We start from the raw sequence: 23,818 nt of genomic DNA on the forward strand, positions 1-23,818 counted from the left end.
GCTTTATAAATTTGTGTCCCTATGACTTTGTGGTTTTTCACAATTTTCATGAAAGGGCTTACAATATCTGAAGTCTAAAAGTTCCAAAAAGATATCGATAGGGTTTATAAAAAAGTACTGAGACTTTTGTTAATTACCGAGAGGAGGAAATGGTTATGAGTTCTACAAAGCAATACACTAACGCTAGCAGATTATTTAGTCAAGTTATGTTTGATACTAAATATGAGGATTTAGATAAATCTTTAATCGAGCGTATGAAGATTCGTATGGCGGATAGTATTGGCGTAACCGCTGCGGGAGTGCATGGTGTAGGTGTAGATATGACTTACGCTATGCTTTCGGAATATGGAGGGAGAGAAGAAGCTTCTGTTTATAATCTAGGTGGTAAAATGCCTGCAGCTAATGCTGCATTTTTAAATAGTTTACAATTGCGGTCAAATGATTTTGAACCTTGTCATGCAGATGATAAAAGTGGAAAAGGACGTCCTGCGCATATTACAAGTAGCCTCTTCCCAGCGGTTTTTGCTGTAGGTGAACGTGAAAAAGCATCAGGTAAGGATATAATGGCTGCAATCGCTGTCGGTGAGGACCTTGGTTCACGCCTTAGTGCTGCTATTGGCTTTAATACAAATGCCCTTTTTGATAGTAATGGTACCGTTAATGGGATGGCTTCGGCAGCTTCCGTAGCGAAAGTATCGGGGCTAGACAATGAAAAAATCCATAATACTTTAGGTATCGCATTTAATACATTAGGTGGTCCCATGGCTTCAACTATGGAACACTCTTGGTTGTTTAAATTCCCAAATGCGAATTCAGCGCGTAACGCTATTTTCGCTGCTGATATGGCACGCCATGGCTTTACTGGAATTGAGGATCCAATTCTCGGAAAAAAATGCTTTGTTGATATGTTTTCAGTTACGCCTGATATAGATTCCTTATTTGAAGATATTGGGAGGATTCGCTATGGAGAAGTTTTAATTAAGCCTTATTCTAGTTGTTGTGCGACTCATCACTCTATCAAAGCTGCTCTAATTGCTACAGGTGAGCGTGGGTATGCTCCAGACGAAGTTAAAGAAATTCGTGTGCATATGCTTGAATCCAAGGTTCCTATCGTAGGTGGTTTGTGGGAGCCTGGAGAAGCTTCGCAACCATTTGCATCATTTAGTGTACAGGCAACTGTTTGTAATGCAGTTTTACATGGAGGAGTGTATCCAGAGCATCAAACACCAGAGGCGCTTTCAGATGAGCCGTTCCAAACGATGCTAAAAAAATATAAACAGATACCGGATTTACAAGAAACAGACGACTTTGTTGCACATGTTGAGATAGAATTATTAGATGGTACAATTCTTTCTGGTAAATGTGATGAAGTACGTCCTGGGAATATGTTAGATCGTGATTCTTTATCTTTAGATTACATCTATGGCAAGTATTTACGAAACATGAAGTTTGGTGCGAGGATACCATTGTCTCGCGCTGAGGAGATTTGGGATATTTGCATGAATTTTGAGCAGCTTGATAGCATGCAAAGACTTGCTAAATTATTAGTTCCCTAAGATTAGATTAGTGAACTTTAATGCGTAAAAGTGCTTTTAGGCATTAATAGACAATAGTATAATATGTTATCTTTCTATAACTTACAGGAGATACAGGATAAATGGAAATAGACCTAAAATCAATGTGTAAAAAACTTTGGGTCTATTTTTCGTTTACTTTTAAATGGTGGATTTCATTAATATAGCAGCTAAGAATAATAGGGCATTAGCTTTAAAAATGAAAGAAATAAAGTAAATTAAACAACGTTTTGTAAGCGTTAACAAACCATTAATAAAATGAGATAAGTGGGAATAAGTAAATGCTTTAATACAAAGGGGACGTTATTATGAGATGGATTGTATTGGGATTCCTTTTCTTGCTGTCAGTTTTAAACTACACAGATAAGTCTGTATTAGGAATAGCGGCACAACCAATTATGGATGAACTTAATTTATCATATGATCAATTTGGTTTAATAGGGAGTAGCTTCTTTGTTACATACGCTTGTGGAGGCGTGATTATAGGTATATTAACATATCGTTTTAATACTAAGTATTTATTAATAATAATTGCATTAGGTTGGACAGCTTCATTGGTAACTGCTTATTTTGTAGAGACATTAGCGCATTTGATATTCCTTCGTGCTATTTTGGGATTCTTTGAAGGTGGAACTTACAGTTTGTGCGTAGTGCATCTTGCACGATGGTTTACTAGTTCAGAACGGGGCTTTACTTCAGCCATTATGACTTCTGGTACAGTAGTGGGTACGTATGTAGCTGCCCCATTGATTGTACTGGGGATTATCAATTTAGGCTGGCAACATACTTTTGCTTTATTAGGGCTCGCAAGCTTAGTATGGGCAACGATGTTCTTCTTTATGAAGGATGAACCCCAAAGACCATTAATTGAAGATGTAAAATCTTTAGCGTCAAACAAAGAAGTGCCCTTTAAAGATGTTTTAAAGGTATTCCTTAATCCATATGTGTTATCAACTTTAGTGATTAGTTTTGTATCAATGTGGATAGCTACTTGGGTTTTGACATGGGCACCAACATATTTAATACAAATTGTTGGGCTTGAACCTCAACAAATGAGTCTAATCTTTGCAACAATGGGGATTACAGGTGCAATCTTTGCCATTTGTATAGGTAAGTTTACGGACTCTTTATTTAAGAAGAATAGGAGTCTCATTAAATCTTATGATCGAGTATTAATAAGGATATTGCTTATCGGATCGGTATCGTATTTAATGACAACAATTGTATCCTCACCAGTTTTAGCATGTATTTTCTTAGGACTGGGATTAGTAATGAATGCAAGTTTATTACCATTAAATACGGCCATTAAATCCATGGTAATTCCAAAAAACTTAGTAGGTAGTGTATTAGGTATCGCATTGCCAATTTCAAGTATGGCAGGCGTTATTAGCCCATGGATGACGGGTTACTTGCTTAAAATCTCAGGTGAAGATATTCGTGCAGGATTTAATTCGGGTGTATTAGTAGTCGTTGTTTTATATATTTTGGCTGCGCTTATTTTATTAAGCACGCGTAAGTTTAAGATTACAACAAGTGAAAAAGAAGATGCCCGTCGTGTAAACGAGGAAGAGAATTTACAAATAAATGTTGCACTAAATAAATAGTCCTTGTTCTACCGAAGATAGCTGGTTTGCTTCAGCTGCTTTCAATGAATAATTATAAGAAAAGGAAAAAAATTTAGACAGCCCCTTCTTTGGAATATCTGGTTTTTGGCGACTTGAATTCTTTTAATCTTAAATATAGAAAACAATGAAACTAATTTTTTAATGAATATTTTTAATGAAAATATACATTATATTTTTCAAAGAATATATTTAAAATTTGTATATTAACACACAATACTTTAATCAAAATAGAGGGATCCCTAAAAAATATATTTGATTTAAGGTATTTGCGAGTTGATTTAGAAAAGTGTGGAGAGTAAATTGAAGATTTATTCTTGCTTGTTTAAAAATATAAGAAGGGACCGATTTTATTGACAATAGTAGATTGAAGGGAATACTTTGTACAAGAAATGAAAGCGGTAACATTTATTGTCGTATCTATTCTTTACAGAGGTTATCTAAATAAGTAAGTTTCCATCAAATCTATCTTTCTTTAAAGGATAAGGAGGAATTGAATGTCTACTCAAAAAAGTAAAGATTTTCAAAAATGGGGTGTACTTCTTACAACGTTAGTTGCTTCTGTCACGGTTATTATGAATGCGTCATTACAAAATGTTGCAGTACCACAATATATTAAGACGTTTGACATTACCACTGTAAAAGCACAATGGATTATATCGCTTTTCTCATTATGTTTTTTAATTGCAATGACGGTAGCACCGTATTTTGCTAAAAAATATGGTTATCGGAACATTTTCTTAGGTGGTATTGTATTTTTAACAGGAGGCGCGTTTGTTGGCGGTTTTGCTCCAACGTTTGAAATTATGTTATTAGCTCGTATATTCCAAGGGTTGGGTGGTGGTTTAATTACGCCGATTTGTTTGGTACTCATCCGTGAAAATTTTGGAATTGAAAAGCAAGGTTTTGCAATGGGATTATGGTCATTTTCAAATATGCTTGCCCCAGCCATTGCTCCGATAGTAGGTGGTTTAATTTTAGAAAATAGTTCTTGGAATTACTTATTCTTTGCGAATATTCCAGCTATCGTACTTTGTTTTATTTCAGTATTAATTTTTCTTAGAGGTTATAATAAAAAGTCAACAGAAGTAAATATTTTCGACTGGTTAGGCTTCATTTTAATCTCAATAGGGTTAGTTTCGTTAGTTTTCGCTATTGAGCAAGTACAAAAACCAGTACAGCCGTACATGCCATACGTACTGTTTACGGTAGCTATTATATGCCTAACATCATTTGTATTCCATTCGTTAAAAGGTAAGCAACCGTTATTAAATGTACGTATTTTAAAAAATACCCTATTTACGTCAAGTCTTATTATCGTAGCGTGCTGTTCGTTTACCATGACAAGTCTTACATTTATCGTCCCCATTTTAATGCAACAAGTATTAGGTGTAGGTCCAACGCTTTCTGGAATGGCAACACTTCCACATGCCCTGATGGTTGGTGTGTTTGGTATTGTGGGTGGTACATTATTGGACAAATATGGCCCGAAAACAGCTATCTACCCAGGCTTGTTGGTTTTATTAGGTGCAGCATTCTTCATTTTCTTCACATTGGATACATTACCAATTTGGGCAATTATCGTATGTATAGGTATGATCGGTGTTGGTAATGGTATGCTAAGCACGACTACAGTAGCAACTGCTTTAAGTAAAGTGAATCAAAACCAGTTACGTGAAGGTGCTTCGATGGTTAATATTGTGAAACACATCGGTAAAGTAATTATTGTCGTAGTTGTTGCCTTTATTTACGATGGCCGTAAAGTACATTATTTAGCAGGGAATTATGCAGAAGGCCAAGCTGGCATGGCAGCTATCCAAGACGTTTATTTATTCCTTGGAGGGTTCTTACTATTAATGCTTCCTGTTGTTTGGCTGATTTGTAAAAAATATAAAGAGCAAGTTACCTATAGTTCTTTAATTGAAGATGAACTATTTGTAGAAAAGGATTCAAAACCGATATTACAGAGATAATATAGAATAGCAAAAGAGATGTCTGGAAATTGATTAGGGACATCTCTTTTTGTTTAGGAATTTAACCAGACTACATTTATAGTTTGCTAGCACATAATACCTTAATTTTTTAATGTTCTTTCCTTTTTAATAATTCTAAATAATTATAAATATTTTTTTAATGAAAAGTGATATGATATTTGAACTTTTTAGCCTTTATACTCTAAACAAGAAATGTAATTATGCTTCACCTGAAGATCTAACTACAATCAATAAAGGTCAAAGGTATTTCTTATTTAGCGCTAAATTGTAAGTTGAGGCGTAATAGTAGTTGAATAGCACTGATGATTTGTAAGCGGTATCAATTAATTGATTTATTATTTATTGAAAACTGTGGAATGGGGCTTCTTTGTGAAGGGTTAGTAAAGGATCTTGTTATTACAAAAAAATGAGGTGGGTTTTAAATGGAAAAATTTTTATATGCTCCAGAAATTGCAAAATTAGGGCACGTGGCTTTAGTTTCTGAAAACCTTGAAAAATCACTGTGGTTCTTTAGAGATGTTATTGGTCTTGAAGAAACTGAAGAAGTAAACGGTACCCATTATTTACGTGCATGGGGTGATTTTGAGCACCACACGCTATCGATTACTGCGGGTGAAACATCGTATATCGATCACATTGGTTGGAAAGCAAAGCGCCGTGAAGATGTTAATACGTTTGCTACACTTTTACAAGAAGCTGATACAGAAGTACGTTGGGTTGCAGCAGGTGAAGAAACTGCACAGGGTGAAGCAATTCGCTTTGAATTACCGTCTGGCCACCGATTCGAAATTTATTATGATATGGAAAAAACGCCAGCAGATGATGCACGTAAATCGGTTCTTAAAAACCAAACATATAAAGCATGGCGCAAAGGCATTTCACCACGTCGTATCGACCATGTAAACTTACAAACAAGTATGGAGAACTCTGAGATTGTTCAATACTTAAAAGAAAAACTAGGGTTTAAACTACGTGAATACTTTATGAATCCAAATGACGTGCAAACAGCTAGCTGGTTATCGGTAACAAACTTAGTGCATGATATTGCAGTTGTTTCAACTGAGCGTTCAACGGCCCCAAACCAAATGCACCACATTGCTTATTGGTTAGACAACTCTCAAGACATATTACGTGCAGCTGATATTTTATGCGAAACAGAAATGAAATTCACAGGTCCTGGAAAGCATGGTGTTTCACAAGCAATGTTTATTTACGTAATCGATCCAGGTAGTGGCTTACGATTAGAAATCTTCACAAACGGTTACTTGATTTTCGAGCCAGATTGGGAGCCAATCGCGTGGAATTACGAAGAATTCATTAAACATGGTTCTACTTACTGGGGTGACCACCGCCGTGATGATGTGGATCGTGAAAAACAGTTGCGTGAACTTATTCAATCTCGATAATTTAGATAGTATAGTAAGACCACTCTGAACGTCAGAGTGGTCTTTTTTCTTGAGCCAAGTTACGAATGTATGTATGGACATATTTGATTACTTATCACGAGAATTGTAGCTCATCTAATAGAATTAGTGATTCTAAAATAAGGAGCAAATACGCTGAGAAAGAAGAATCTTTTAAGCTTTTTTGGAGTAAGCTTTCAATGCGTTTAATACGATATTGCAACCCACCCATTGAAATGGACAGTGCTTCCATAGTTTCTTTTAATTTTTGTCCATTTGATAAATATTTGTATAGTGTGTAGAGCAAATCTTTCTTTTTGATATCATTGAAATCATATAATTCCTTTAGCAATTCTTTAGCGGTGGCATGCAATTGGGTGGCATTCATGTTGGCTATAAAGTTGCCGAGGAAGCCCAAATCTTCGTAATATTTAATTTGATCTTGATTGGATATCCTTGCAGAGATGGTTGCTTCTTTAAGTGATTCTTCAAATTCCATTAGGTCCTTATAAGAGTTACTAATGCCAATGGAATAAAGGTAATTCGAATTTCGTTTTTCTATATATTGAATAATAGATTTTAGAGACTTTGCAAAGCGTTTTTTGTCAGTATATTGCGTATTTAAGATGACAATATTTTCTCCAAGAATTGAAAAAAGAGACGGTACAGAGTATGTATTAAAATGTTTTGAAAAGAGTAATAGTTGCTCATGCAAATCGATTAACAAATCGGATTTTTGCTTTTGAGAAATCTGAATTACAGTGGTGGAAAATGGTGATTTAATTTTAAAAGGGAAGAATTTCAAATATGATTCAAGGTCATTCATACTATCGAATTTTTTATGAATTAATCGATCGAAAAGAGTATGTGTAAGATGCTCTTGTTCTTCGATTTTTGCATTTTCATATAACAAGCAGAGTGATACGACATTAGATAAACGGTCAAGGTATAGATGGTCATTTTCCTCCATGGATTGAGAAGATAAGTATATAAATGAACAATTAGCATAGTGCTTTTTATTGATTAGTACGGGTGAAATTAGTTTTGAATGGATAGGGGACTGGTAAAAAGAGTTATTCGAATATTTTTGAGTATATCTTAAACTATGTTGCTTATCCTTAATTAGTTGGAGCTGCTTTTCAGAAAGACCTATTTGTAAAATTTCATCACCATGTAGGTTTTCAATGAGGATAGGAATGTGTAAAACATCATAAGCTGATTGGATAATTTCTTGTAAAGATAGTTTTTCGGTTACACTTTGTGTGAGGTTATTATGAAATGTTGAAATTTTATCTAGTAACTGTTTGTGATGTAGTAATGCATCATATGTTGTCTCTAATTCATTGATAATATTCGCAGATTTATAAACTTTGATATTGTCTGGACTCCAATTTTCTTCTAGGCGAACCTCAAATTCACAACATGAATCCCCCTTAGCCACACACTTTGTCTCAACAGCAACGAGCGGATGATTGTATTTTGTCGATAAAAATCCACTAACGTATCCACATAATGTGAAACATTCACATTGGGTAGAAGGTTCAAAGTATTTTTTATGTAAGCTAGCCTCAAATGAATCAATCCATTGTCCTTTAATGTGCTTAGCACTTCCATTTAATAGTTTATTAAAGTTAGGATCGATGATTACATCTCTAACATGACCATACATGGCATGCATACTTTTAGAGCCGCGGTGGGAAGATTGATCTTTTTGTAATTCTTTGGCATTCGCAGCAGAGACCCCGATTTCATAACTAAAACGGAATAAGAACCCCTTGGTTTTATATGAACCGATATTTTCTAATAATGTTTTTTTTAAAGTGACAAAAGAACTTGTAGATACTAACAGATTATTTGAATCTAGTAATAAATTTGAAGTGGTGTTTAATCCCATATATACGCCTCCGTTGTTGTATCTATAGTGCCATAGTAAATTAATTCTAATTGATAGCTTGATAATTTTCAATATTCAAAACAATAAATAAACATTTTTAGAAACTGATTTTTAATGAAAAACCATATTATATTCTCGTCTGAGAAATTATAAGCTGTTGTTAGAAGTAAGGAAGATTATTTTAGAGGGGAGGACATCAATAATTATGAAAGCGGTATCAGTGAATGGGGTTTAATTATAATTTACATGTTACCTAAAACTTTTATATAACTATAAACGATTTCTGGATTGCTAAAAAAACTTATAAATTATAAATAATAAATAATGAGGGGCTGACAATGGTATGCGTCTAGGTAACGATTATTATGATGGATGGGTGTTAGCAAATGGTGTGAAAACGCATTATTGTTGGGCTGGAACAGAAGGTCCGGCTGTAATTTTATTACATGGGGCTGGACCAGGTGTTTCTGGTGAGGCAGGTTGGCGATATATGTTACCTGCCTTAGCAAAAGCAGGGTTCCGTGCGTATGCAATTGATCAAATATCAATGGGTTATACGGATAAACGCCCGCATGCATGGCCTACTAGAGGTCATCAAAGCCTCGTAGATCATGTAGCAGACTTTGTTGAAGCACTTTGTTTAGATGAAGTATTTATCGTAGGTAATTCACAAGGGGCATATGTAGCAGCGAAGTATGCAATTGATCATCCCGAGCGGGTGAAAAGAGTTGTACTCATTGCTAGTGCATTAGTTGCTAGATCAATGCGAGATACAATGCCGGAACCAGAAAACAATAAGAAGCTTTTAGACGTCATAAAGTATGATTATACGCTGGAGGCAATGCGTAAATTCGTTACATCAAATACCTATAACGAGTCAAAAGTCACAGAAGAATTAATTCAATTCCGTCATGAAACAGCTAACTTGTCAGGTGCAAAAGAGGCATTACAAGCTTCTAGAGACTATCAAGACAGAATGAACCGTGAACCGAAACTATGGGATCGTTTCTCTTTGAAAGATTCTTTGCCTAATTTAAAAATCCCTGCCAAATTCATTTGGGGCAAGCAAGATAAAATTGCAAAAGTTGAAATGGCATATGAATTGGAATCGAAATTGCCAAACATTTCTTTTGAGTATTTGGATGAATGTGGACATCAATGTCAAACTGACCAGCCAGAAATTGTGAACGAGAGTGTCATTCAATTTTTTAATGAAGAAGTACATTCCGAAGTTGAAATGGAAAGGATGATGTAAAATGGCTAGTACGTTAGTTGAAACAAACTTATATGATGAACTTATGGCAAGTGCAACAAGAATAGGGGAAATTGCAGAGGCTGAAGCATTAGAGGCAGATAAGAATGCAACAGTATCAAAAAATGTAATTAATGCGATTCGTGAAGAAAAAATCCATCGTTTATTACTACCTAAAGATTACAACTTTCCACAAATTGACTTTTGGACTTATGCAGACTTAATTAAAAAGGTTAGCTATTATAACTTGTCAGCGGGTTGGTTGACATGCTTTTACTCATTGCATAATGCATGGGTATCGTATTTACCGAAAAGCTTCCGAGACGAAGTCGTTGCATCAGATGGTTTTGTAGCAGATGTGTTTGCACCTGTTGGTCAAATTGAAGAGTGCGAAGGTGGATATTTAATTTCAGGTCAATGGAACTTCGTGAGTGGTATTTTACACTCAGAATGGGTAGCCTTAGGTGCTTTAATGCATTTTGATGATTCAGCTGTAAAAGAAGGTGCTGGTGTTTGTGTTCGAGTAGCTGACTTAACAATTAAAGAAAATTGGGATTCTTTGGGGATGCGAGGTAGTGGAAGCCATACTGTTATTGCAGATAAAGTTTTCGTTAAAAGGGAAGCTATTCTGCGTATGAGCAATATGCAGGAACAAAGCCGACCACCAGAAGCTGCCTATGATAAAGATTATCTATACTATGATATGCCGTGGTTCCCAGGATTCTATATAGGCTTCGCATCAATGGCTGTTGGTGGGGCAGAGCGTGTAGTAGAAGAATTTAAGAAACATACAGCTGGACGTGTTCGTATGAACGGTACTAATGAACATGAGTCCCCGACCAGTCAACGTGTACTTGCCGAAATTAGTATGGAATTAAAAGCTGCACAAGCCCTTTTAAATGAATATATTGCTCAAATGTACAGAGATAAAGATCAGCCATATAATGAAGCTGAATACAAAGCAATGCGTGCATCGTTGATTAGAAAATGCGTAGATATTGCAGTTCGTAGTTTATTAACATTAGGGGGACATGCTATTCTGAAAGGTCATCCGCTTGAATTATTCACGCGTGATTTATTAACAGTCGGTACACACTTAAGTTCTTTGTATGAAGATGCAGTAAATATCTACGGTAAGAAACTATTTGGATTCCCAGTAGTTACTCGAGGTTGACTAGTTCAGTATTTATTAGCAAATGAATCACTCAGTTAAGTTAATAGCCTTGATTAATAATACTAAAAAGCGAATTCCGAGAAGTTATAGGAATTCGTTTTTTATCGAAATTTTTATTGCTTCCTTCACCCTCCAAATCCCTGTATAGATATCCCGGCTCCGGGACAATCTAGTTTAGATTACTAATCCAGGAGAGGAGTGGTTTGGATGGACCGCACGATTGGTTACTTACGTGAGATCTTGTCTAATTATACGGATCAACACCCGGAGGCACAGCACATTTACGATAAGATTAAACATGGTCAGTTCCATTCGGAGAAGGAGCTCGTTCGTGAGCTTACTGGAAAGGAATCAGAACTTCTTAACCGAATTCTTCCTAAGGAAATGGAGCATGCAAAAGAAGCGATGGATTCCGAACGTTATACGCAATTAAATGAAGTGTATGAACAACTGATTATGTGAGAAAAAAACCTTGTCCATGTTCTCACCGGACAAGGTTTTCTTATTAGCTTATTCATCCATGCTAGTCAGAGAATCCATATGACTGGCAATCATCGAGATGATGGTACCAGCCTCTTCTTTACTGAACATGAAGTTCGTTTCATCTCTTAAAATAATGTCGTCTTCTTCTGTCCAAATCCGATTGACCCGTCTCAGCAGTCCATCACCTGTTTCCTGGACGATTCCGAATTGATAGGTGACCTCTACTTCGTTTTCTTTTATATAAGCCGTTACTTCTGGCGTTTCCCATTCAACATCGATTTCGAATACCTCAGAATCATCGTTTCCTGTTGAAGGATAGGACATGGAGCCTGACACGATTTCCAACCCATTATTGTCGTCATCGAGTTCATAGTCGTATTCGTCGTCGTCCCCTTCTATGTAAGCATGGAAGGTTTCATGGACGGCCTCCACGATATCTTCAATATCAGGTAATAGCACCTTGCTTATTTGCCCAAAATCGATGTCGAAGGATTCCATATAAAATTCTTCACTTTTCGGATCGAAAAACAGGGCGCAAAAATTCTCCTGCTCATCTTCATCTAATTCTGTATAAAATTCGATGCGTGGATGTTTTGCTCCTCGCTCCACGGTCATGCTGCCAATCCGATCGTATTTGTCACAAATCGATTGAAGATGGTCCTGCAATTCCCCACATACTCTGTCAAACCATTCTAATGACATTTCATCCACATCCTTTCGCTCCTTATTGTTTACCAAAATACGAAATACACTCTCGTCCAAAATATGTATTTTAAAGGGGGATAACTCTACCATGACGAATACTATTTGAAATGACCCGACAGGAGGGGTTGCTATGTCAGCTTACAAACAAACCGTGATGGAGCCAAACGAATTTAATCCTACTTACGAATGGGGATTTGAGGAATAAGCCGTTTCCGACGATCTTAAAAGGGAAAGTCGAAATCCCTACAGAATATACAGCGCAAATTTGTTAAACTATAGACAAGTGACGACTGAAGGGGAGTTTTGACGTGTCGATTCAAATTTATATCTTAGGGAAATTGGCTGAAGACAATAGTTATCCATATAAGTTAAAAAAGCAATTATCCGAACCAATTCCTATTGATAAATTTACGGGGATAAGCGAAAGTAAATTATATTATCATTTTGTCAAATTAGCGGATATGGGGTATATCCGTGCGGTTGAAACCATCAAGGAAGAGAACAGGCCAGACAAACATGTCTACCAAATTACAGATCCAGGACGAGAAGAATTAAAAAAGCGGATTTACCAAACGTTTGAAAAAGCCACTGAAATAAATGAAATGTATATTGCCCTTTCCTATATCAAGCACGTGAAGGTAGAGAAAGTACTCACGATATTAGAGGAGAAAATTGAAAAACAGCGTAAGGCTTGGGAAACATACACAAGCTTCAGCCTTGAAATTGATGAAAACGCTGAGAACTATTGGGGTGTTAAGTTTATTCAAGAGCATGCATACAGCCGGGCACAACACAACGCCGAATGGCTAGAAGAACTTAGAGCACGGATAAAAGAACGGGCATGATTTCATGAATAGCTCACTCTTTGTTTTGGAAAAAATTCCTACCCATACAAGACTTCGAAAATTATCCATTTAACATGTAGGATGATCATTTGGCACCTTTCATAAGCAGTGGATGCATGCCATTTAGTGCCCCTGTTTAAAGGTTCATAGTTGAATGCTAGTGGAGACAGTGTAAATGCTGTCTCCTTTTTTATTGAGATTTTCTAAAATATATTTCCACTGCGATGCTACTTTTCCCCCGAAAAAGTTTATATAGAGTGTGAAAGGTGGTGAGCGACATGGCAAACCAAATCAAATTATCGACAACGTTACGATTGGATTTTGAAACGGGCCTCAATGAAAAAGGGGAGATCGTTTTTAAACGTAAGTCCTTTTCTAACATTAAAACGGATGCACTAGTCGATCAGTTATCAGCGACAGCCAAGGCCATTGCGAGTGTGCAGAATTATCCGATGGGTGAAGTGAACCGCGTCGATACGAACGCTATCATCGGGTAAGTGATGTGAGGTCGGAAAACGGGGAGGTGACAGGTATGGCTAAAGCATTGGAAATGATCTTCGTAACAGAAGAAGGAAAGTCGTCGACGATTTCTGTGGATAATCCAAAGGAACCGGTGGACGTAAATCAAGTGAAGCAAGCAATGCAACAAATCATTGCGCAAAATGTTTTCATCACCTCATCAGGAGATTTCGTTAGCATCAAGGGGGCACGCGTGGTCGAGCGTAATGTCGAGGATGTCGAAGTACTTTAAAATTAGTAACGGTTGAATTATCTCTTCTGACGGTCGAATTATCCGTCGTAACGGTTGAATTAATGCCCATAATGGTTGAATTAATCGCCACAATGGTCGAATTAAGCTCATTTTTGAAGGGATGGTCCTTCAAAGATGAGCTTTTTGTTCGTACATGCTCTATTTTCTAACACAATCCAAAGTGTAACAGCTTGATTAAGGTTAAAAGTGAGATATATCACTGCAATTGAGCCCGATAATCAACCATTTATGGCGATAGTCCACGTCCTAGCAGTAAAAAGACGGAAGGCATGATCTGCTTTCCGTCTCGTTCATTTTTAATCAGAGCCAGTCTTTAACATAAGCAACTAACCCAACTACCGCACCTATTCCCATTCCAAAGAAAACAGGAAGAACAAGACTGGATTTATTTACCGACTTAGGCCTATCCAATAAATACCTCCTCTGTAAATAATTCATAATAGATAGTACGGAAAGAGTGAGGAAAAGTTTCAACTTTCTTGTTGTTAATAATAATCCCAAGCTCTTTCATATAAGTCGAGAAGGTCGGGTCTATTTAATGAATTAATGGGGATCTCAAAATGCTTACCCTTGATGGTTATATCTTGATCTTCATCTTTGCCGAAGTAAAAGAGAGATGGAATCATTTCATCCCCAAGATAGGTAGTTTCCACTTTTAGTTCAGCAGTTTCAATATCAAACTTTTCCCTGGAGGCTAATGTGAAACCCCAATTACCAAACGAAGGAATATCTAAATGATAATTATCCACATATAACCCTGTCGATTTCACGGTGTTACTGATCGTCCAGAAAGCCGCTGTAGCAAATACAGGGGAAGTCGATTGAATAGAAGTAAAGCCAGTTGGTGTCAGGTGGTTCCTAACTAAGCTATAGAATTCCCACGTATAGAGTTTATTCAAGGACTCGTTATTCGGATCTGGTAAATCTACAAGGATGACATCATATACGTCATCGGCATTCTTCAAATAACTAAAGGCATCTTCATTAATAATATGAACTTTTTTAGAGTGAAAGGAGTTTTGATTCAATTTCGTCAAAAGTGGGTTCTCTTTGGAAAGGGTCGTCATTTCAGGATCCAAGTCTACCAGGGTAATGTTTTGAATCTCTTTATACTTCAATAATTCCCTTGTCGCCAACCCATCACCACCACCAAGGACCAGTACATTCGTATTCTTGTCGGAAAGCGACATTGGAATATGAACCAGCGCTTCGTGGTATCGATGTTCATCTGATTCAGCGAACTGAAGCTGTCCATTTTGGTATAAACGTAAATCTCCTGTATCTTTCGTCATGATAATCTTCTGGTATTTCGTATCTTTGGAAAAAACGATGGGGTCTCTATAAAGTTTCTGCTCCAATGTATGGGCATACTGTTCCCCATATAAAAAACCTAAGCCAATCACGATGGTTAATAAGATCCCCGTCAGTCTGATATACGTTTGTTGAATCTCTTTTTTAAATGCAAAGCTTATCCAGAGGGCCACGATGATATTGATAAAAGCGATAAAAAATCCGGTCTTGATCAGTCCCAGCGTGGGTTTTAGCCAAAAAGCAAAAGCCACGGTCCCCAATAGACTACCAACATAGTCCCATCCCAGTACATTAGCAGTCGATTTCTTTAAGTCGGCATCAATTTCTTCGGATTTCCGAATAAGTAGGGGCACTTCCAATCCTGTAAGATAACCGGTGATGATGATGATGGCAAATAAAAAGACCTTGGATGTTCCATCCCCGAAATTTGCTTGTATGTAAAAAACGGAGAAGATGGAGAAACCACCGATTAAGGCAATCAAATATTCCGTTATCACGAATTTCGACATCAAGTGGCGATGGAATTTACCGCTATGCATGGCCCCAATGCCCATCCCGCTCAAAAACAAGCCGATGGTTAAACAATAGAATAATGTGGAATCCCCGAAAAGATAGCCACCAGCGGCTCCATATAGTACCTGGTACACAATCCCACATATAGAAACAATCCCGGAAGACGTGAAGATTCTTCTTTTTTGAATGTGGCTTGCTCTTTCTGACATACTGTTCTCTCCTTCACAATCTATAATGATCCATCAAAAAAGAACCTGAAAGAACTCAGATTCTTCATGTTAGTCCGTCTTATGAAATGGCACCTGAAATGATAAAGGCGATAGCGAGGGATATAGCGGCTGCAATGATTCCAACCGATACTTTCCCTTTTTCAATCTCTTTTCTCACATCTAATTTTGGTGTAGCGATTTCAAATATAAAATAACCGATCATCATCAAGATAAAGCCGATGATGCCCCATATTGCGGCACCCAGTAAGGAATTATTTGTGTCAACGGCAGTACTCATGATATAGGTGATACCCAAGATTTTCCCCGCAAACTGAATAGCGACCGCACTGTTCCCGTTTCTGATCAGTTCAAAATCATTGTACGGTGTGATTTTTTCGAAAATCCACATACAAACAATGGATACTACACCCAATACCAAAAAGTAATAGATTGTTAGTAACACTTCCTGTACGTCTATAATGTTTTCAAACATTTCTTATATCCCCCTTGTCATTTCCCGGTCCCCGGACCGCCACCACGTACAACATCACCATTTCGAATGCTGTCCGGATCTGATGATTTTTTCACATTGCCTGTCCCTCTATAACCGCTACCCGTGTATGAAGATCCGGATTCGTCTTCCTCTTCATCCTCCATCAAAGAATTAGTGGGGATACTAGTGGAGTTATGATTTCTAAACGCGTTAACATAACCCTTATAGCCCAGCCGTTTCTTTAATGTTTTCGAGTCTACTTGATTCCAGCCATACAAAGTGGTAGCCACACTTAAAACGCCGAGTGTTTCCATAAGAGGAAAGTCATAGCTATTTTCGGCAAAATCCTCTTCGACGACTTCAATGATCGTATTAGCTGGGTTTAGTTCATCTTTCATAATATGTATGACTTCATCTGTTGAGTCTTCTGGATAGAGGAGAAACATCTCTTCCTCACTACTTACTGAAGCATGATCGGGTTCTGTGTCCGTCCGGATCTCACTAGCAACCTCTGAAACACTTTTACTATAAGCCTGATAAACCGTTCCATGATCCCCTAAGTCATTTTCAATCGTATCAATTTCTTGATATTGAGAAGAAATAAAGGAATTTCCACAAGCAGCTAAAAATACGGATAACGAAGTAAGTATGACGGCCATTTTCTTCATGACTTTCCTCCTTGATTGTTGTCTTTAATATAATAGTATATTTTAGTGAAAAATTGTAAAAAAAATAATAAATGGGAAGATGTAGGGATCGTTTTACGAATTAGTTCCTTTTTGTGGTAAATGAAGGAGAGAGAAATTATAATCAATAGATAAAAAAGACACCCGTTGAGAAATGGAATAGGGGGATACAGATGTGCATAGGTGTAAAAGAGTAATGATTGGATGGCTGATGATAGGTAGCCTTGTTGCATGTGAAGAACCAGCCATTCAAGAAGGAAAGTTCCAAGTGCAAGAAACAAAAGAGGGGAAAGACTTAGTGGAAACGAGCGATGTGCCTTCTTATAAGACCCCTAAGTATTTTGGTAGCCAATTGTACAATTATTGGGTATCGAATGACACGTACCTTATTATCATGAGGGATGAAATCAGTACGTATACCCTTCAGAGAATCACAAAAAACGAGATTGATCCACTTAGGCATTTTGAAATCGTGAATCCGACTGGTTCCACAATCACGGGTATCTTATATAATGAAGAAAATCGAAATCGCACTACCCTTTTCACTTTGAAATTAAGCGAAGATAAAAGGAAACTAACCGTTACGATGCCAAATGAAAAGCCGATTACGTACAAAGAAACGGACCTGGACCCGCATGAATTTAACCCTCGTTTTATTTGGGAAGACATTAAGTTTGAGTAAGTAGGTTTCTTTACGTTTAATAGAATGTGGCTGGCTTGACTTTGTGCAAAAAGTACAAGATAAAGTCTGAAATCATTCTACTGACAAGAGGCGGCCTAATCACAACTCTTCTCGAAATGTTTCCCTTCACTGGGGCTTTTTCCTTCTGGTGGCGACCAAGAGCCTTGGCACAACTCATTGCTCAAGGAATACGAATACGTCCACCCTTTTTCGTTTTCAAATTCTACATTTACGTGATACGGATTATAGTTTCTCCCAATGTCCCTACTGAATTGCCATCTTTGATTCGGATATTTGTCCTCAAGATAGTGGTTGAGTTGTTCAGTCTTCTTGGATACTTGATAATCAACCCAATAGGGGCGAATAACAAAGAATGCAAGCACGAATACGGTAATGGAAGAGGCCATTAGTAAACTCAATTTCCTGATCTTTTGTGGCAATAATAAGGCAGTGGCATACAGCATAACTACAAAAATAGTAGACCCTATAATTTCTAATACTGTTTGTGGATACAAGGGAAATCACTCCTTCAAGGAACTATTATTTTTGTGGGAAATCATTGAATATATAAAAAAGACGAAAAAGCACCTTTGCTTTTCGTCTTTTTTTTCATTTATAAGAAACGCTTCCTGATACTTGGTGAAGGCAACATGCAGCTTTCTTCCTTTTTCCCGAACCATTTATAACGGTTTTTGGCAATGAAATCATAAGCGGTGTTCCGAATGAAACGTGGGACAATGACCAAGCCATAAAACAGCTTCCAAGCGCCTTTCAAATGGCTACATATCCTTAGTGCTGCAGTCGATTTATAGTAGGCCTTGCCATTCTCAAGCAAGACGATGCTATCGATATTCCCGGGAACCTGATACTTCTTCTGAAACTCTTGTCCAGTTGGACTTTGAAGGGAAGCAAAACGAAACAGCCCCTTCGGATCGCGCTTTATGATGAATTGGACACTCGAATCGCAAAAGTTACATTCACCATCAAATAAGATGACAGGATTCATGAACTTTCCTCCTCAAAAGAGACGTGTAGAGAATGCCTCATCCTTTCTCTACCCACATTACTGTGATGGAAACGTCTTTGGTTTTCGATGTTCTTTCTTTTATTTTACATGATTTATTCCATATTTACGCATTTTATGAAAAAGTTTTACCCGCCATGCTACTTTTCCCGCTAAAAAGTTTATATAGAGTATGAAAGGGGGTGAGCGACATGGCAAACCAAATCAAATTATCGACAACGTTACGATTGGATTTTGAAACGGGCCTCAATGAAAAAGGGGAGATCGTTTTTAAGCGTAAATCCTTTACTAACATTAAAACGGATGCACTAGTCGATCAGTTATCAGCGACAGCCAAGGCCATTGCGAGTGTGCAGAATTATCCGATGGGTGAAGTGAACCGCGTCGATACGAACGCTATCATCGGGTAAGTGATGTGAGGTCGGAAAACGGGGAGGTGACAGGTATGGCTAAAGCATTGGAAATGATCTTCGTAACAGAAGAAGGAAAGTCGTCGACGATTTCTGTGGATAATCCAAAGGAACCGGTGGACGTAAATCAAGTGAAGCAAGCAATGCAGCAAATCATCGCGCAAAATGTTTTCATCACCTCTTCAGGAGATTTCGTTAGCATCAAGGGAGCACGCGTGGTCGAGCGTAATGTTGAGGACGTCGAAGTACTTTAAAATTAGTAACGGTTGAATTATCTCTTCTGACGGTCGAATTATCCGTCGTAACGGTTAAATTAATGCCCACAATGGTCGAATTATTTGCTAATGTGGTTGAATTCATGGTAATTCAACTACATTCATAGGCAGGCTCATCTTGGAAGGATAAGTCCGGAAGCGGTGAGCCTGTCCTTTTTGACTAAAACTACTCAAGGCAGGTGAATAAAAGTGGACCAAATCCTACCGTTTGTCAGCGATATCGGGTTTCCCATCATTGTAACCTTGTACTTGCTTCACCGGATCGAAACAAAGCTGGATACATTGAACGAAACCATTGTCGAGCTGCCAGAACGCTTGCGAGAAGGATTCCAAAGTCAATTCAAAGGATAAAGGGAAACACCGTGGATGATTTGCATTCACGGTGTTTTTATAATTGTTCATTGGAAATGCCATATAAACGAATATCCATCACCAAGAAAAAACGTTACTCATCCTTAATTTTCCATTATACTTAGACAAAAAGGGGTGGCGGCATAAATGGATATATTCATAGAGGAGTTACAAGATTCAGATATGGAAGAGTTGTTAGCATTCGAACTGGAAAACAGAGCTTTTTTTGAAGAAATGGTCCCTTCTCGTGGAGATGACTATTATACCCCTGCTCATTTCAACGAAAGCCATAAAGCGTTACTCGATGAACAAACACGAGGAGCCTCCTTTTTCTATTTAATCAAGGATAACCGCCATTCCATTTTAGGAAGAATAAATGTGGTAGATATCGAAGATGATCAAAGAATAGGGCATCTTGGTTATCGAGTGGGGCAAATGCACACGAGAAGAGGGATTGCTAATAGGGCCCTGCAATTATTACTAAAGAAAATCGTCAATAAAGATATCAAACAAATCCATGCAAAGACGACCACTACTAATATTCCCTCCCAAAGAGTTTTGGAGAAAAACGGCTTCAAGAAGGTGGCTACCAGTGAAGAAGGCTTCGAAATGAATGGACAGAATCTCCGTTTCGTTTATTATACGTTGACCATCTTGTAGAAAGACTGTGTTTTTTTGATTATACCCAAGACGGTGTGGATCAGTTCAGTCTTATATATATTTCTAAATTCTCATTTGTCCATAAATAATTACTAATAGTTATCAATGTGAACTCAGTCTTTCTCATTTATATTCACTATAGAACCCAAGAAATAGGATGAAATACAATTCTCGTTTCACCCTCCGATATAGCCTTCTATGGTATAGGTTTTTATGTTTAAACATTCCGGTTAAAGGAGACCTATGATGAATACTGGCCAATTCTCAACTAATAAACTATTAGATATGGTTTTTGAAAGTGCATATTATGGAACTGTAATTGTCGATAGTAATGGGAAAATACAATATATTAGCAATAAATATTGTGAATTTTTAAATGTTGAACGCAGTACAGTGATTGGTGAACATGTTACAAACGTAATTGAAAATACTAGGCTACACTTAGTAGTGCAAATAGGCAAATCAGAAATCGCAGATATACATTTTATTCGTGGTGATTTTGTTATCGCTAACCGTATTCCTATCATCGAAAACAAGAAAATAATAGGTGCAATTGGGACAATCATGTTTCGTGATATTGATGATTGGAATAAAACGAATAGTCACATTAAGGAGATACTGACAAAACATAATTTTTACAGAAGTGAAAAGGTTGTTACAAATGGAGTAAAGTATTCTTTGCACAATTTAATTGGAAAATCTAAACAAATACAACAGTTAAAAGAACGTGTGAAAAGTGTGGCTAGAGGTGATATCTCTGTACTAGTTAGAGGGGAAAGTGGTACAGGCAAAGAAATTATAGCACATAGCATTCATCAGTTAAGTGAGAGAAGCGACAAACCACTTGTGAAAATAAATTGTAGTTCAATCCCAGAACATTTATTAGAATCTGAACTTTTTGGGTATGAAGAAGGTGCTTTTACAGGGGCAAAGAAGGGAGGTAAAATAGGAAAGTTTCAACTTGCCGATGGGGGAACTGTTTTCCTTGACGAAATTGGTGATATGCCTCAGCAAATGCAAGTCAAGTTATTAAGAGTCCTTCAGGAGAAAGAAATTGAGCCTGTAGGTTCGCTTTACCCTAAAAAACTAAACGTTCGAGTGGTTGCAGCAACAAATCGTCCTTTAGAAAAATTGGTAGAAGAAAAGGAATTTCGTGAAGACCTATTTTATAGAATTAATGCTGTCCAATTATTTGTTCCTCCCTTATGCGATAGAACGGAGGATATCCCTTTACTTGTTGAGTATTTTTTAAAAAAAGTTACCGCTAGAATAGGGAAACGAGTAACCTCTATTCACCCTGAGGTACTATCATTAATAGAGCAATATAACTGGCCAGGAAATGTAAGAGAATTAGAAAATGTGATAGATGCAGGTGTTCACCTATCAGATGATGAGGTAATGAGAAAAGACTCTTTACCTGATTATCTAAAGTGTTATAAGGCAAAAATAAAAGAAGCAAGTTTAAAGGACAGTGTGGAGGAGGTTGAAAAGAAGACAATCGAAAGTGCTTTAAGGAGGTTTAAGTTCGATAAAAAAAGGGTTGCTGAAGCTCTTGAAATAGGAAATTCTACCCTTTACGATAAAATTAAAAAATATAAAATCAATCAATAAAAAAATAAATCCGAGATTTCGGAATTCATTCCGATATTTCGGATTTATTTTTACCCCTGTATTCCTCCACTTTAATCCTACCTCAGCTTCTTTTTCAAAAAAAATTTTCTGAAAAGCAAGAAAATATTTCCCGTATATATTTAAAGAACTAAGTCATTATAGGGCTTTTTTTTTGGTATGAATCTTGCATTGATAGTTAGTAATCCATTAGAAGAAAGGAGAAGATCAATCAATAAAGACTTTTGCTATTGATTGGAGCGTTTTGTATTAACCTGCATCTCAAATTTTATAAAGGGGGAATTTCATTGGATATCGGTTTTATTACAAGAAAAATGGCTACTGATTTAAATAATATAAATCCTAGAAAGATAGCGATAAAAGAAGAAGTAGGAAAGTCATGGACATACATGGATCTCCACTTAAAATCAAATGCGTATGCAAATAAGCTTTCCGAGTATGGAGTAAGAAAAGGGGATCGTGTTGGTATTTTGCTTTACAACTGTCTTGAATATTTTAGTTTATATTTTGCCATTGCAAAAATAGGTGCAATAGCTGTTCGGCTTAATTTTAGGCTTTCAAGTTCTGAGCTTGAGTATGCACTAAATGATTCACAGACAAAAATATTGTGCTTCCATTCGAACTTAGCCAATCATCTGGAACCAATTTGTAGTCATGTTTCTGTTGAGAGTTATTTTTGCCTTCCTCATAAACAGGGCTCAATCCCAAAGTGGTCCAATTCATGGAGTGTCTTAGAGAGTGGTTCAGTAGATGAGGTCAAAGTCGATAACATTAGATTAAATGATCCCGTCATGCTTATGTACACCTCAGGCACAACGGGAAGACCTAAAGGTGCGATTTGGACTCATGATACAACTTTTTGGTTTTCTACGATTCAAGCACTCAAATGGAAATTTACTGGGCGAGAAGTTGCGATGACAACAGGCCCACTATACCATGTTGGGGCATTGGAAGATATCGCACTTCCCATTCTTATGATGGGGGGGAGCGTAATCATTACAAAAAGCCAAGAGTTTGAGATTGAAAGAATTCTTTCCGTTATTGAACAGGAAAACGTGACCGATTCTTTTTTATTTCCTTTTATGATTTATGAAATGCTAAATTCGCTTAAAATTAATGAGTATCAGTTAAAATCTTTAAAGACCATTTATACAGGTGGTGACCCTCTAATGCCGTGGGCTTTAGAACAATTAAAAAAGAGATTTCCTCATATTGGAGTTGTTCAAGTTTACGGGTTAACTGAAGGACAACCAATTGCGGCTTCACTTGAACCACATGATGCTTTTACAAAAGGTCATACTGTTGGTAAGCCAATGCCACTTACAGAAATTAATATTATCGATGAAGATGGGAAATCTTTGCCTGTTGGTGAAATCGGTGAAATTTCAATTAAAAGTCCAGCGGTTTCTGAGGGTTATTGGAGAAAACGTGATGCTACAATGGAAACGTTTGAGAATGGTTGGTGTAAAACTGGAGATATGGGAAAATTCGATCACGATGGGTATCTAACAATTTCGGGTAGAAAAAAAGACATGATTCGAAGCGGTGGTGAAAATATTTACTCAGCGGAAATTGAAGATGTATTATACCGGCATGAGGCAGTGAAGGAAGTCTCTATAATCGGTATACCAGACCCGAAATATATTGAGGCTGTATGTGCTGTAATTGTAAAAAAAGAAGGGGCTAAACTTACGGAGGAAGATGTTATTAAATACTGCAAAAAACATCTTGCTAGCTACAAAAAACCTAGAAAGGTCACATTTGTTGATCAAATACCACGCACCCCATCTGGTAAGGTTCAAAAGTTCATACTTAGAAAACAATATAGTGGTATGGAATAAATGGTGACTTTTATGA

The 23,818-nt window shown here is 37.1% G+C and carries 24 protein-coding genes; 17 read left to right on the forward strand and 7 right to left on the reverse strand.

Annotation, left to right across the window (positions count from 1 at the left end):
* The first annotated feature begins 155 nt into the window (after positions 1-155).
* From ACQKL0_RS14005 to ACQKL0_RS14020, 4 genes are all read left to right on the forward strand, one after another.
* A complete protein-coding gene (locus ACQKL0_RS14005) occupies positions 156-1,556 on the forward strand; it encodes an MmgE/PrpD family protein (RefSeq protein WP_402986859.1) in 1,401 nt (466 codons plus the stop codon).
* A gap of 326 nt (positions 1,557-1,882) precedes the next feature.
* Positions 1,883-3,178 (forward strand): MFS transporter, encoded by a 1,296-nt coding sequence (locus tag ACQKL0_RS14010; RefSeq protein ID WP_427688163.1) that lies wholly within the window; start codon positions 1,883-1,885, stop codon positions 3,176-3,178.
* A gap of 515 nt (positions 3,179-3,693) precedes the next feature.
* Positions 3,694-5,169 carry an MFS transporter gene (locus ACQKL0_RS14015; protein ID WP_427688165.1) on the forward strand — a complete coding sequence of 492 codons (1,476 nt, stop codon included), beginning with the start codon at positions 3,694-3,696 and terminating at the stop codon, positions 5,167-5,169.
* Between the two features lie 443 nt (positions 5,170-5,612).
* Complete coding sequence (locus ACQKL0_RS14020) at positions 5,613-6,596, forward strand: VOC family protein (RefSeq protein WP_402986854.1); 984 nt, start codon at positions 5,613-5,615, stop codon at positions 6,594-6,596.
* Positions 6,597-6,690: 94 nt separating this feature from the next.
* Here ACQKL0_RS14020 and ACQKL0_RS14025 read toward each other — a convergent pair whose 3' ends face one another.
* Positions 6,691-8,487 (reverse strand): V4R domain-containing protein, encoded by a 1,797-nt coding sequence (locus tag ACQKL0_RS14025; RefSeq protein WP_427688166.1) that lies wholly within the window; start codon positions 8,485-8,487, stop codon positions 6,691-6,693.
* 343 nt (positions 8,488-8,830) lie between these two features.
* Between ACQKL0_RS14025 and ACQKL0_RS14030 the strand changes: the two genes are divergently transcribed.
* The 3 genes from ACQKL0_RS14030 (at position 8,831) to ACQKL0_RS14040 (ending at position 11,375) form a co-directional block, all read left to right on the forward strand.
* Positions 8,831-9,742: an alpha/beta fold hydrolase gene (locus tag ACQKL0_RS14030; protein ID WP_402986850.1), complete on the forward strand. Its 912-nt coding sequence runs from the start codon at positions 8,831-8,833 to the stop codon at positions 9,740-9,742.
* 1 nt (position 9,743) lies between these two features.
* On the forward strand, positions 9,744-10,913 hold the full coding sequence (locus ACQKL0_RS14035) for an acyl-CoA dehydrogenase family protein (RefSeq protein ID WP_427688168.1): 1,170 nt from the start codon (positions 9,744-9,746) through the stop codon (positions 10,911-10,913).
* A gap of 207 nt (positions 10,914-11,120) precedes the next feature.
* A complete protein-coding gene (locus ACQKL0_RS14040) occupies positions 11,121-11,375 on the forward strand; it encodes a sigma-G-dependent sporulation-specific acid-soluble spore protein CsgA (protein WP_427688170.1) in 255 nt (84 codons plus the stop codon).
* A gap of 48 nt (positions 11,376-11,423) precedes the next feature.
* Here the strand turns inward: ACQKL0_RS14040 and ACQKL0_RS14045 are convergent, their stop codons facing one another.
* Positions 11,424-12,098, reverse strand: a complete 675-nt coding sequence (locus tag ACQKL0_RS14045; RefSeq protein WP_402873672.1) for a hypothetical protein — start codon at positions 12,096-12,098, stop codon at positions 11,424-11,426.
* Between the two features lie 311 nt (positions 12,099-12,409).
* Here ACQKL0_RS14045 and ACQKL0_RS14050 point away from each other — a divergent pair, with 311 nt between their 5' ends.
* The 3 genes from ACQKL0_RS14050 (at position 12,410) to ACQKL0_RS14060 (ending at position 13,697) form a co-directional block, all read left to right on the forward strand.
* Positions 12,410-12,946 (forward strand): PadR family transcriptional regulator, encoded by a 537-nt coding sequence (locus ACQKL0_RS14050; protein WP_427688171.1) that lies wholly within the window; start codon positions 12,410-12,412, stop codon positions 12,944-12,946.
* A gap of 278 nt (positions 12,947-13,224) precedes the next feature.
* Complete coding sequence (locus ACQKL0_RS14055) at positions 13,225-13,443, forward strand: DUF1659 domain-containing protein (RefSeq protein ID WP_402873680.1); 219 nt, start codon at positions 13,225-13,227, stop codon at positions 13,441-13,443.
* A gap of 35 nt (positions 13,444-13,478) precedes the next feature.
* Positions 13,479-13,697, forward strand: a complete 219-nt coding sequence (locus ACQKL0_RS14060; protein ID WP_402873702.1) for a DUF2922 domain-containing protein — start codon at positions 13,479-13,481, stop codon at positions 13,695-13,697.
* A gap of 506 nt (positions 13,698-14,203) precedes the next feature.
* Here the strand turns inward: ACQKL0_RS14060 and ACQKL0_RS14065 are convergent.
* The 3 genes from ACQKL0_RS14065 to ACQKL0_RS14075 all read right to left on the reverse strand — a co-directional run bounded on the left by ACQKL0_RS14065 (position 14,204) and on the right by ACQKL0_RS14075 (position 16,912).
* Positions 14,204-15,751: a polyamine aminopropyltransferase gene (locus tag ACQKL0_RS14065; RefSeq protein ID WP_427688173.1), complete on the reverse strand. Its 1,548-nt coding sequence runs from the start codon at positions 15,749-15,751 to the stop codon at positions 14,204-14,206.
* A gap of 79 nt (positions 15,752-15,830) precedes the next feature.
* Positions 15,831-16,244, reverse strand: a complete 414-nt coding sequence (locus tag ACQKL0_RS14070; protein ID WP_402958021.1) for a DUF350 domain-containing protein — start codon at positions 16,242-16,244, stop codon at positions 15,831-15,833.
* Positions 16,245-16,261: 17 nt separating this feature from the next.
* Positions 16,262-16,912, reverse strand: coding sequence for a DUF4247 domain-containing protein (locus ACQKL0_RS14075; protein ID WP_427688175.1), 651 nt, complete (start codon positions 16,910-16,912; stop codon positions 16,262-16,264).
* Between the two features lie 193 nt (positions 16,913-17,105).
* Between ACQKL0_RS14075 and ACQKL0_RS14080 the strand changes: the two genes are divergently transcribed.
* Entirely contained in the window at positions 17,106-17,612 is a 507-nt protein-coding gene (locus ACQKL0_RS14080; protein ID WP_402958017.1) for a hypothetical protein, read from the forward strand.
* A gap of 95 nt (positions 17,613-17,707) precedes the next feature.
* On the opposite strand, the gene ACQKL0_RS14085 is transcribed toward ACQKL0_RS14080, so the two are convergent.
* Both ACQKL0_RS14085 and ACQKL0_RS14090 read right to left on the reverse strand, forming a co-directional pair.
* Positions 17,708-18,127: a hypothetical protein gene (locus ACQKL0_RS14085; protein WP_402958015.1), complete on the reverse strand. Its 420-nt coding sequence runs from the start codon at positions 18,125-18,127 to the stop codon at positions 17,708-17,710.
* A gap of 98 nt (positions 18,128-18,225) precedes the next feature.
* The gene (locus tag ACQKL0_RS14090; protein ID WP_402873700.1) at positions 18,226-18,618 is read right to left on the reverse strand and encodes a thiol-disulfide oxidoreductase DCC family protein; all 393 of its coding nucleotides are present in this window, start codon (positions 18,616-18,618) and stop codon (positions 18,226-18,228) included.
* A gap of 209 nt (positions 18,619-18,827) precedes the next feature.
* Between ACQKL0_RS14090 and ACQKL0_RS14095 the strand changes: the two genes are divergently transcribed.
* From ACQKL0_RS14095 to ACQKL0_RS14120, 6 genes are all read left to right on the forward strand, one after another.
* The gene (locus ACQKL0_RS14095; RefSeq protein ID WP_427688176.1) at positions 18,828-19,046 is read left to right on the forward strand and encodes a DUF1659 domain-containing protein; all 219 of its coding nucleotides are present in this window, start codon (positions 18,828-18,830) and stop codon (positions 19,044-19,046) included.
* 35 nt (positions 19,047-19,081) lie between these two features.
* Positions 19,082-19,300, forward strand: a complete 219-nt coding sequence (locus ACQKL0_RS14100) for a DUF2922 domain-containing protein (RefSeq protein WP_402873702.1) — start codon at positions 19,082-19,084, stop codon at positions 19,298-19,300.
* Positions 19,301-19,510: 210 nt separating this feature from the next.
* Positions 19,511-19,672: a YvrJ family protein gene (locus ACQKL0_RS14105; RefSeq protein WP_402873704.1), complete on the forward strand. Its 162-nt coding sequence runs from the start codon at positions 19,511-19,513 to the stop codon at positions 19,670-19,672.
* 147 nt (positions 19,673-19,819) lie between these two features.
* Complete coding sequence (locus tag ACQKL0_RS14110) at positions 19,820-20,332, forward strand: GNAT family N-acetyltransferase (RefSeq protein WP_427688178.1); 513 nt, start codon at positions 19,820-19,822, stop codon at positions 20,330-20,332.
* A 243-nt stretch (positions 20,333-20,575) separates the two neighbouring features.
* A complete protein-coding gene (locus ACQKL0_RS14115; protein ID WP_427688180.1) occupies positions 20,576-21,943 on the forward strand; it encodes a sigma-54 interaction domain-containing protein in 1,368 nt (455 codons plus the stop codon).
* 305 nt (positions 21,944-22,248) lie between these two features.
* Positions 22,249-23,802 carry a long-chain-fatty-acid--CoA ligase gene (locus ACQKL0_RS14120; RefSeq protein WP_427688182.1) on the forward strand — a complete coding sequence of 518 codons (1,554 nt, stop codon included), beginning with the start codon at positions 22,249-22,251 and terminating at the stop codon, positions 23,800-23,802.
* The last annotated feature ends 16 nt before the right edge of the window (positions 23,803-23,818 follow it).

Origin of the sequence: Peribacillus sp. NPDC097264 (genome assembly GCF_050277925.1) — a bacterium.
GTDB lineage: Bacteria > Bacillota > Bacilli > Bacillales > DSM-1321 > Peribacillus.

Bases quoted from the DNA above. Each gene is read 5' to 3' on its own strand.
- ACQKL0_RS14040 (WP_427688170.1), top strand. From the start codon at position 11,121: ATGGACCGCACGATTGGTTACTTACGTGAGATCTTGTCTAATTATACG.
- ACQKL0_RS14015 (WP_427688165.1), top strand. From the start codon at position 3,694: ATGTCTACTCAAAAAAGTAAAGATTTTCAAAAATGGGGTGTACTTCTT.
- ACQKL0_RS14090 (WP_402873700.1), bottom strand. From the start codon at position 18,618: ATGAATCCTGTCATCTTATTTGATGGTGAATGTAACTTTTGCGATTCG.
- ACQKL0_RS14065 (WP_427688173.1), bottom strand. From the start codon at position 15,751: ATGTCAGAAAGAGCAAGCCACATTCAAAAAAGAAGAATCTTCACGTCT.
- ACQKL0_RS14035 (WP_427688168.1), top strand. From the start codon at position 9,744: ATGGCTAGTACGTTAGTTGAAACAAACTTATATGATGAACTTATGGCA.
- ACQKL0_RS14030 (WP_402986850.1), top strand. From the start codon at position 8,831: ATGCGTCTAGGTAACGATTATTATGATGGATGGGTGTTAGCAAATGGT.
- ACQKL0_RS14060 (WP_402873702.1), top strand. From the start codon at position 13,479: ATGGCTAAAGCATTGGAAATGATCTTCGTAACAGAAGAAGGAAAGTCG.
- ACQKL0_RS14070 (WP_402958021.1), bottom strand. From the start codon at position 16,244: ATGTTTGAAAACATTATAGACGTACAGGAAGTGTTACTAACAATCTAT.
- ACQKL0_RS14055 (WP_402873680.1), top strand. From the start codon at position 13,225: ATGGCAAACCAAATCAAATTATCGACAACGTTACGATTGGATTTTGAA.
- ACQKL0_RS14020 (WP_402986854.1), top strand. From the start codon at position 5,613: ATGGAAAAATTTTTATATGCTCCAGAAATTGCAAAATTAGGGCACGTG.
- ACQKL0_RS14100 (WP_402873702.1), top strand. From the start codon at position 19,082: ATGGCTAAAGCATTGGAAATGATCTTCGTAACAGAAGAAGGAAAGTCG.
- ACQKL0_RS14010 (WP_427688163.1), top strand. From the start codon at position 1,883: ATGAGATGGATTGTATTGGGATTCCTTTTCTTGCTGTCAGTTTTAAAC.
- ACQKL0_RS14115 (WP_427688180.1), top strand. From the start codon at position 20,576: ATGATGAATACTGGCCAATTCTCAACTAATAAACTATTAGATATGGTT.
- ACQKL0_RS14045 (WP_402873672.1), bottom strand. From the start codon at position 12,098: ATGTCATTAGAATGGTTTGACAGAGTATGTGGGGAATTGCAGGACCAT.
- ACQKL0_RS14005 (WP_402986859.1), top strand. From the start codon at position 156: ATGAGTTCTACAAAGCAATACACTAACGCTAGCAGATTATTTAGTCAA.
- ACQKL0_RS14110 (WP_427688178.1), top strand. From the start codon at position 19,820: ATGGATATATTCATAGAGGAGTTACAAGATTCAGATATGGAAGAGTTG.
- ACQKL0_RS14025 (WP_427688166.1), bottom strand. From the start codon at position 8,487: ATGGGATTAAACACCACTTCAAATTTATTACTAGATTCAAATAATCTG.
- ACQKL0_RS14095 (WP_427688176.1), top strand. From the start codon at position 18,828: ATGGCAAACCAAATCAAATTATCGACAACGTTACGATTGGATTTTGAA.
- ACQKL0_RS14075 (WP_427688175.1), bottom strand. From the start codon at position 16,912: ATGAAGAAAATGGCCGTCATACTTACTTCGTTATCCGTATTTTTAGCT.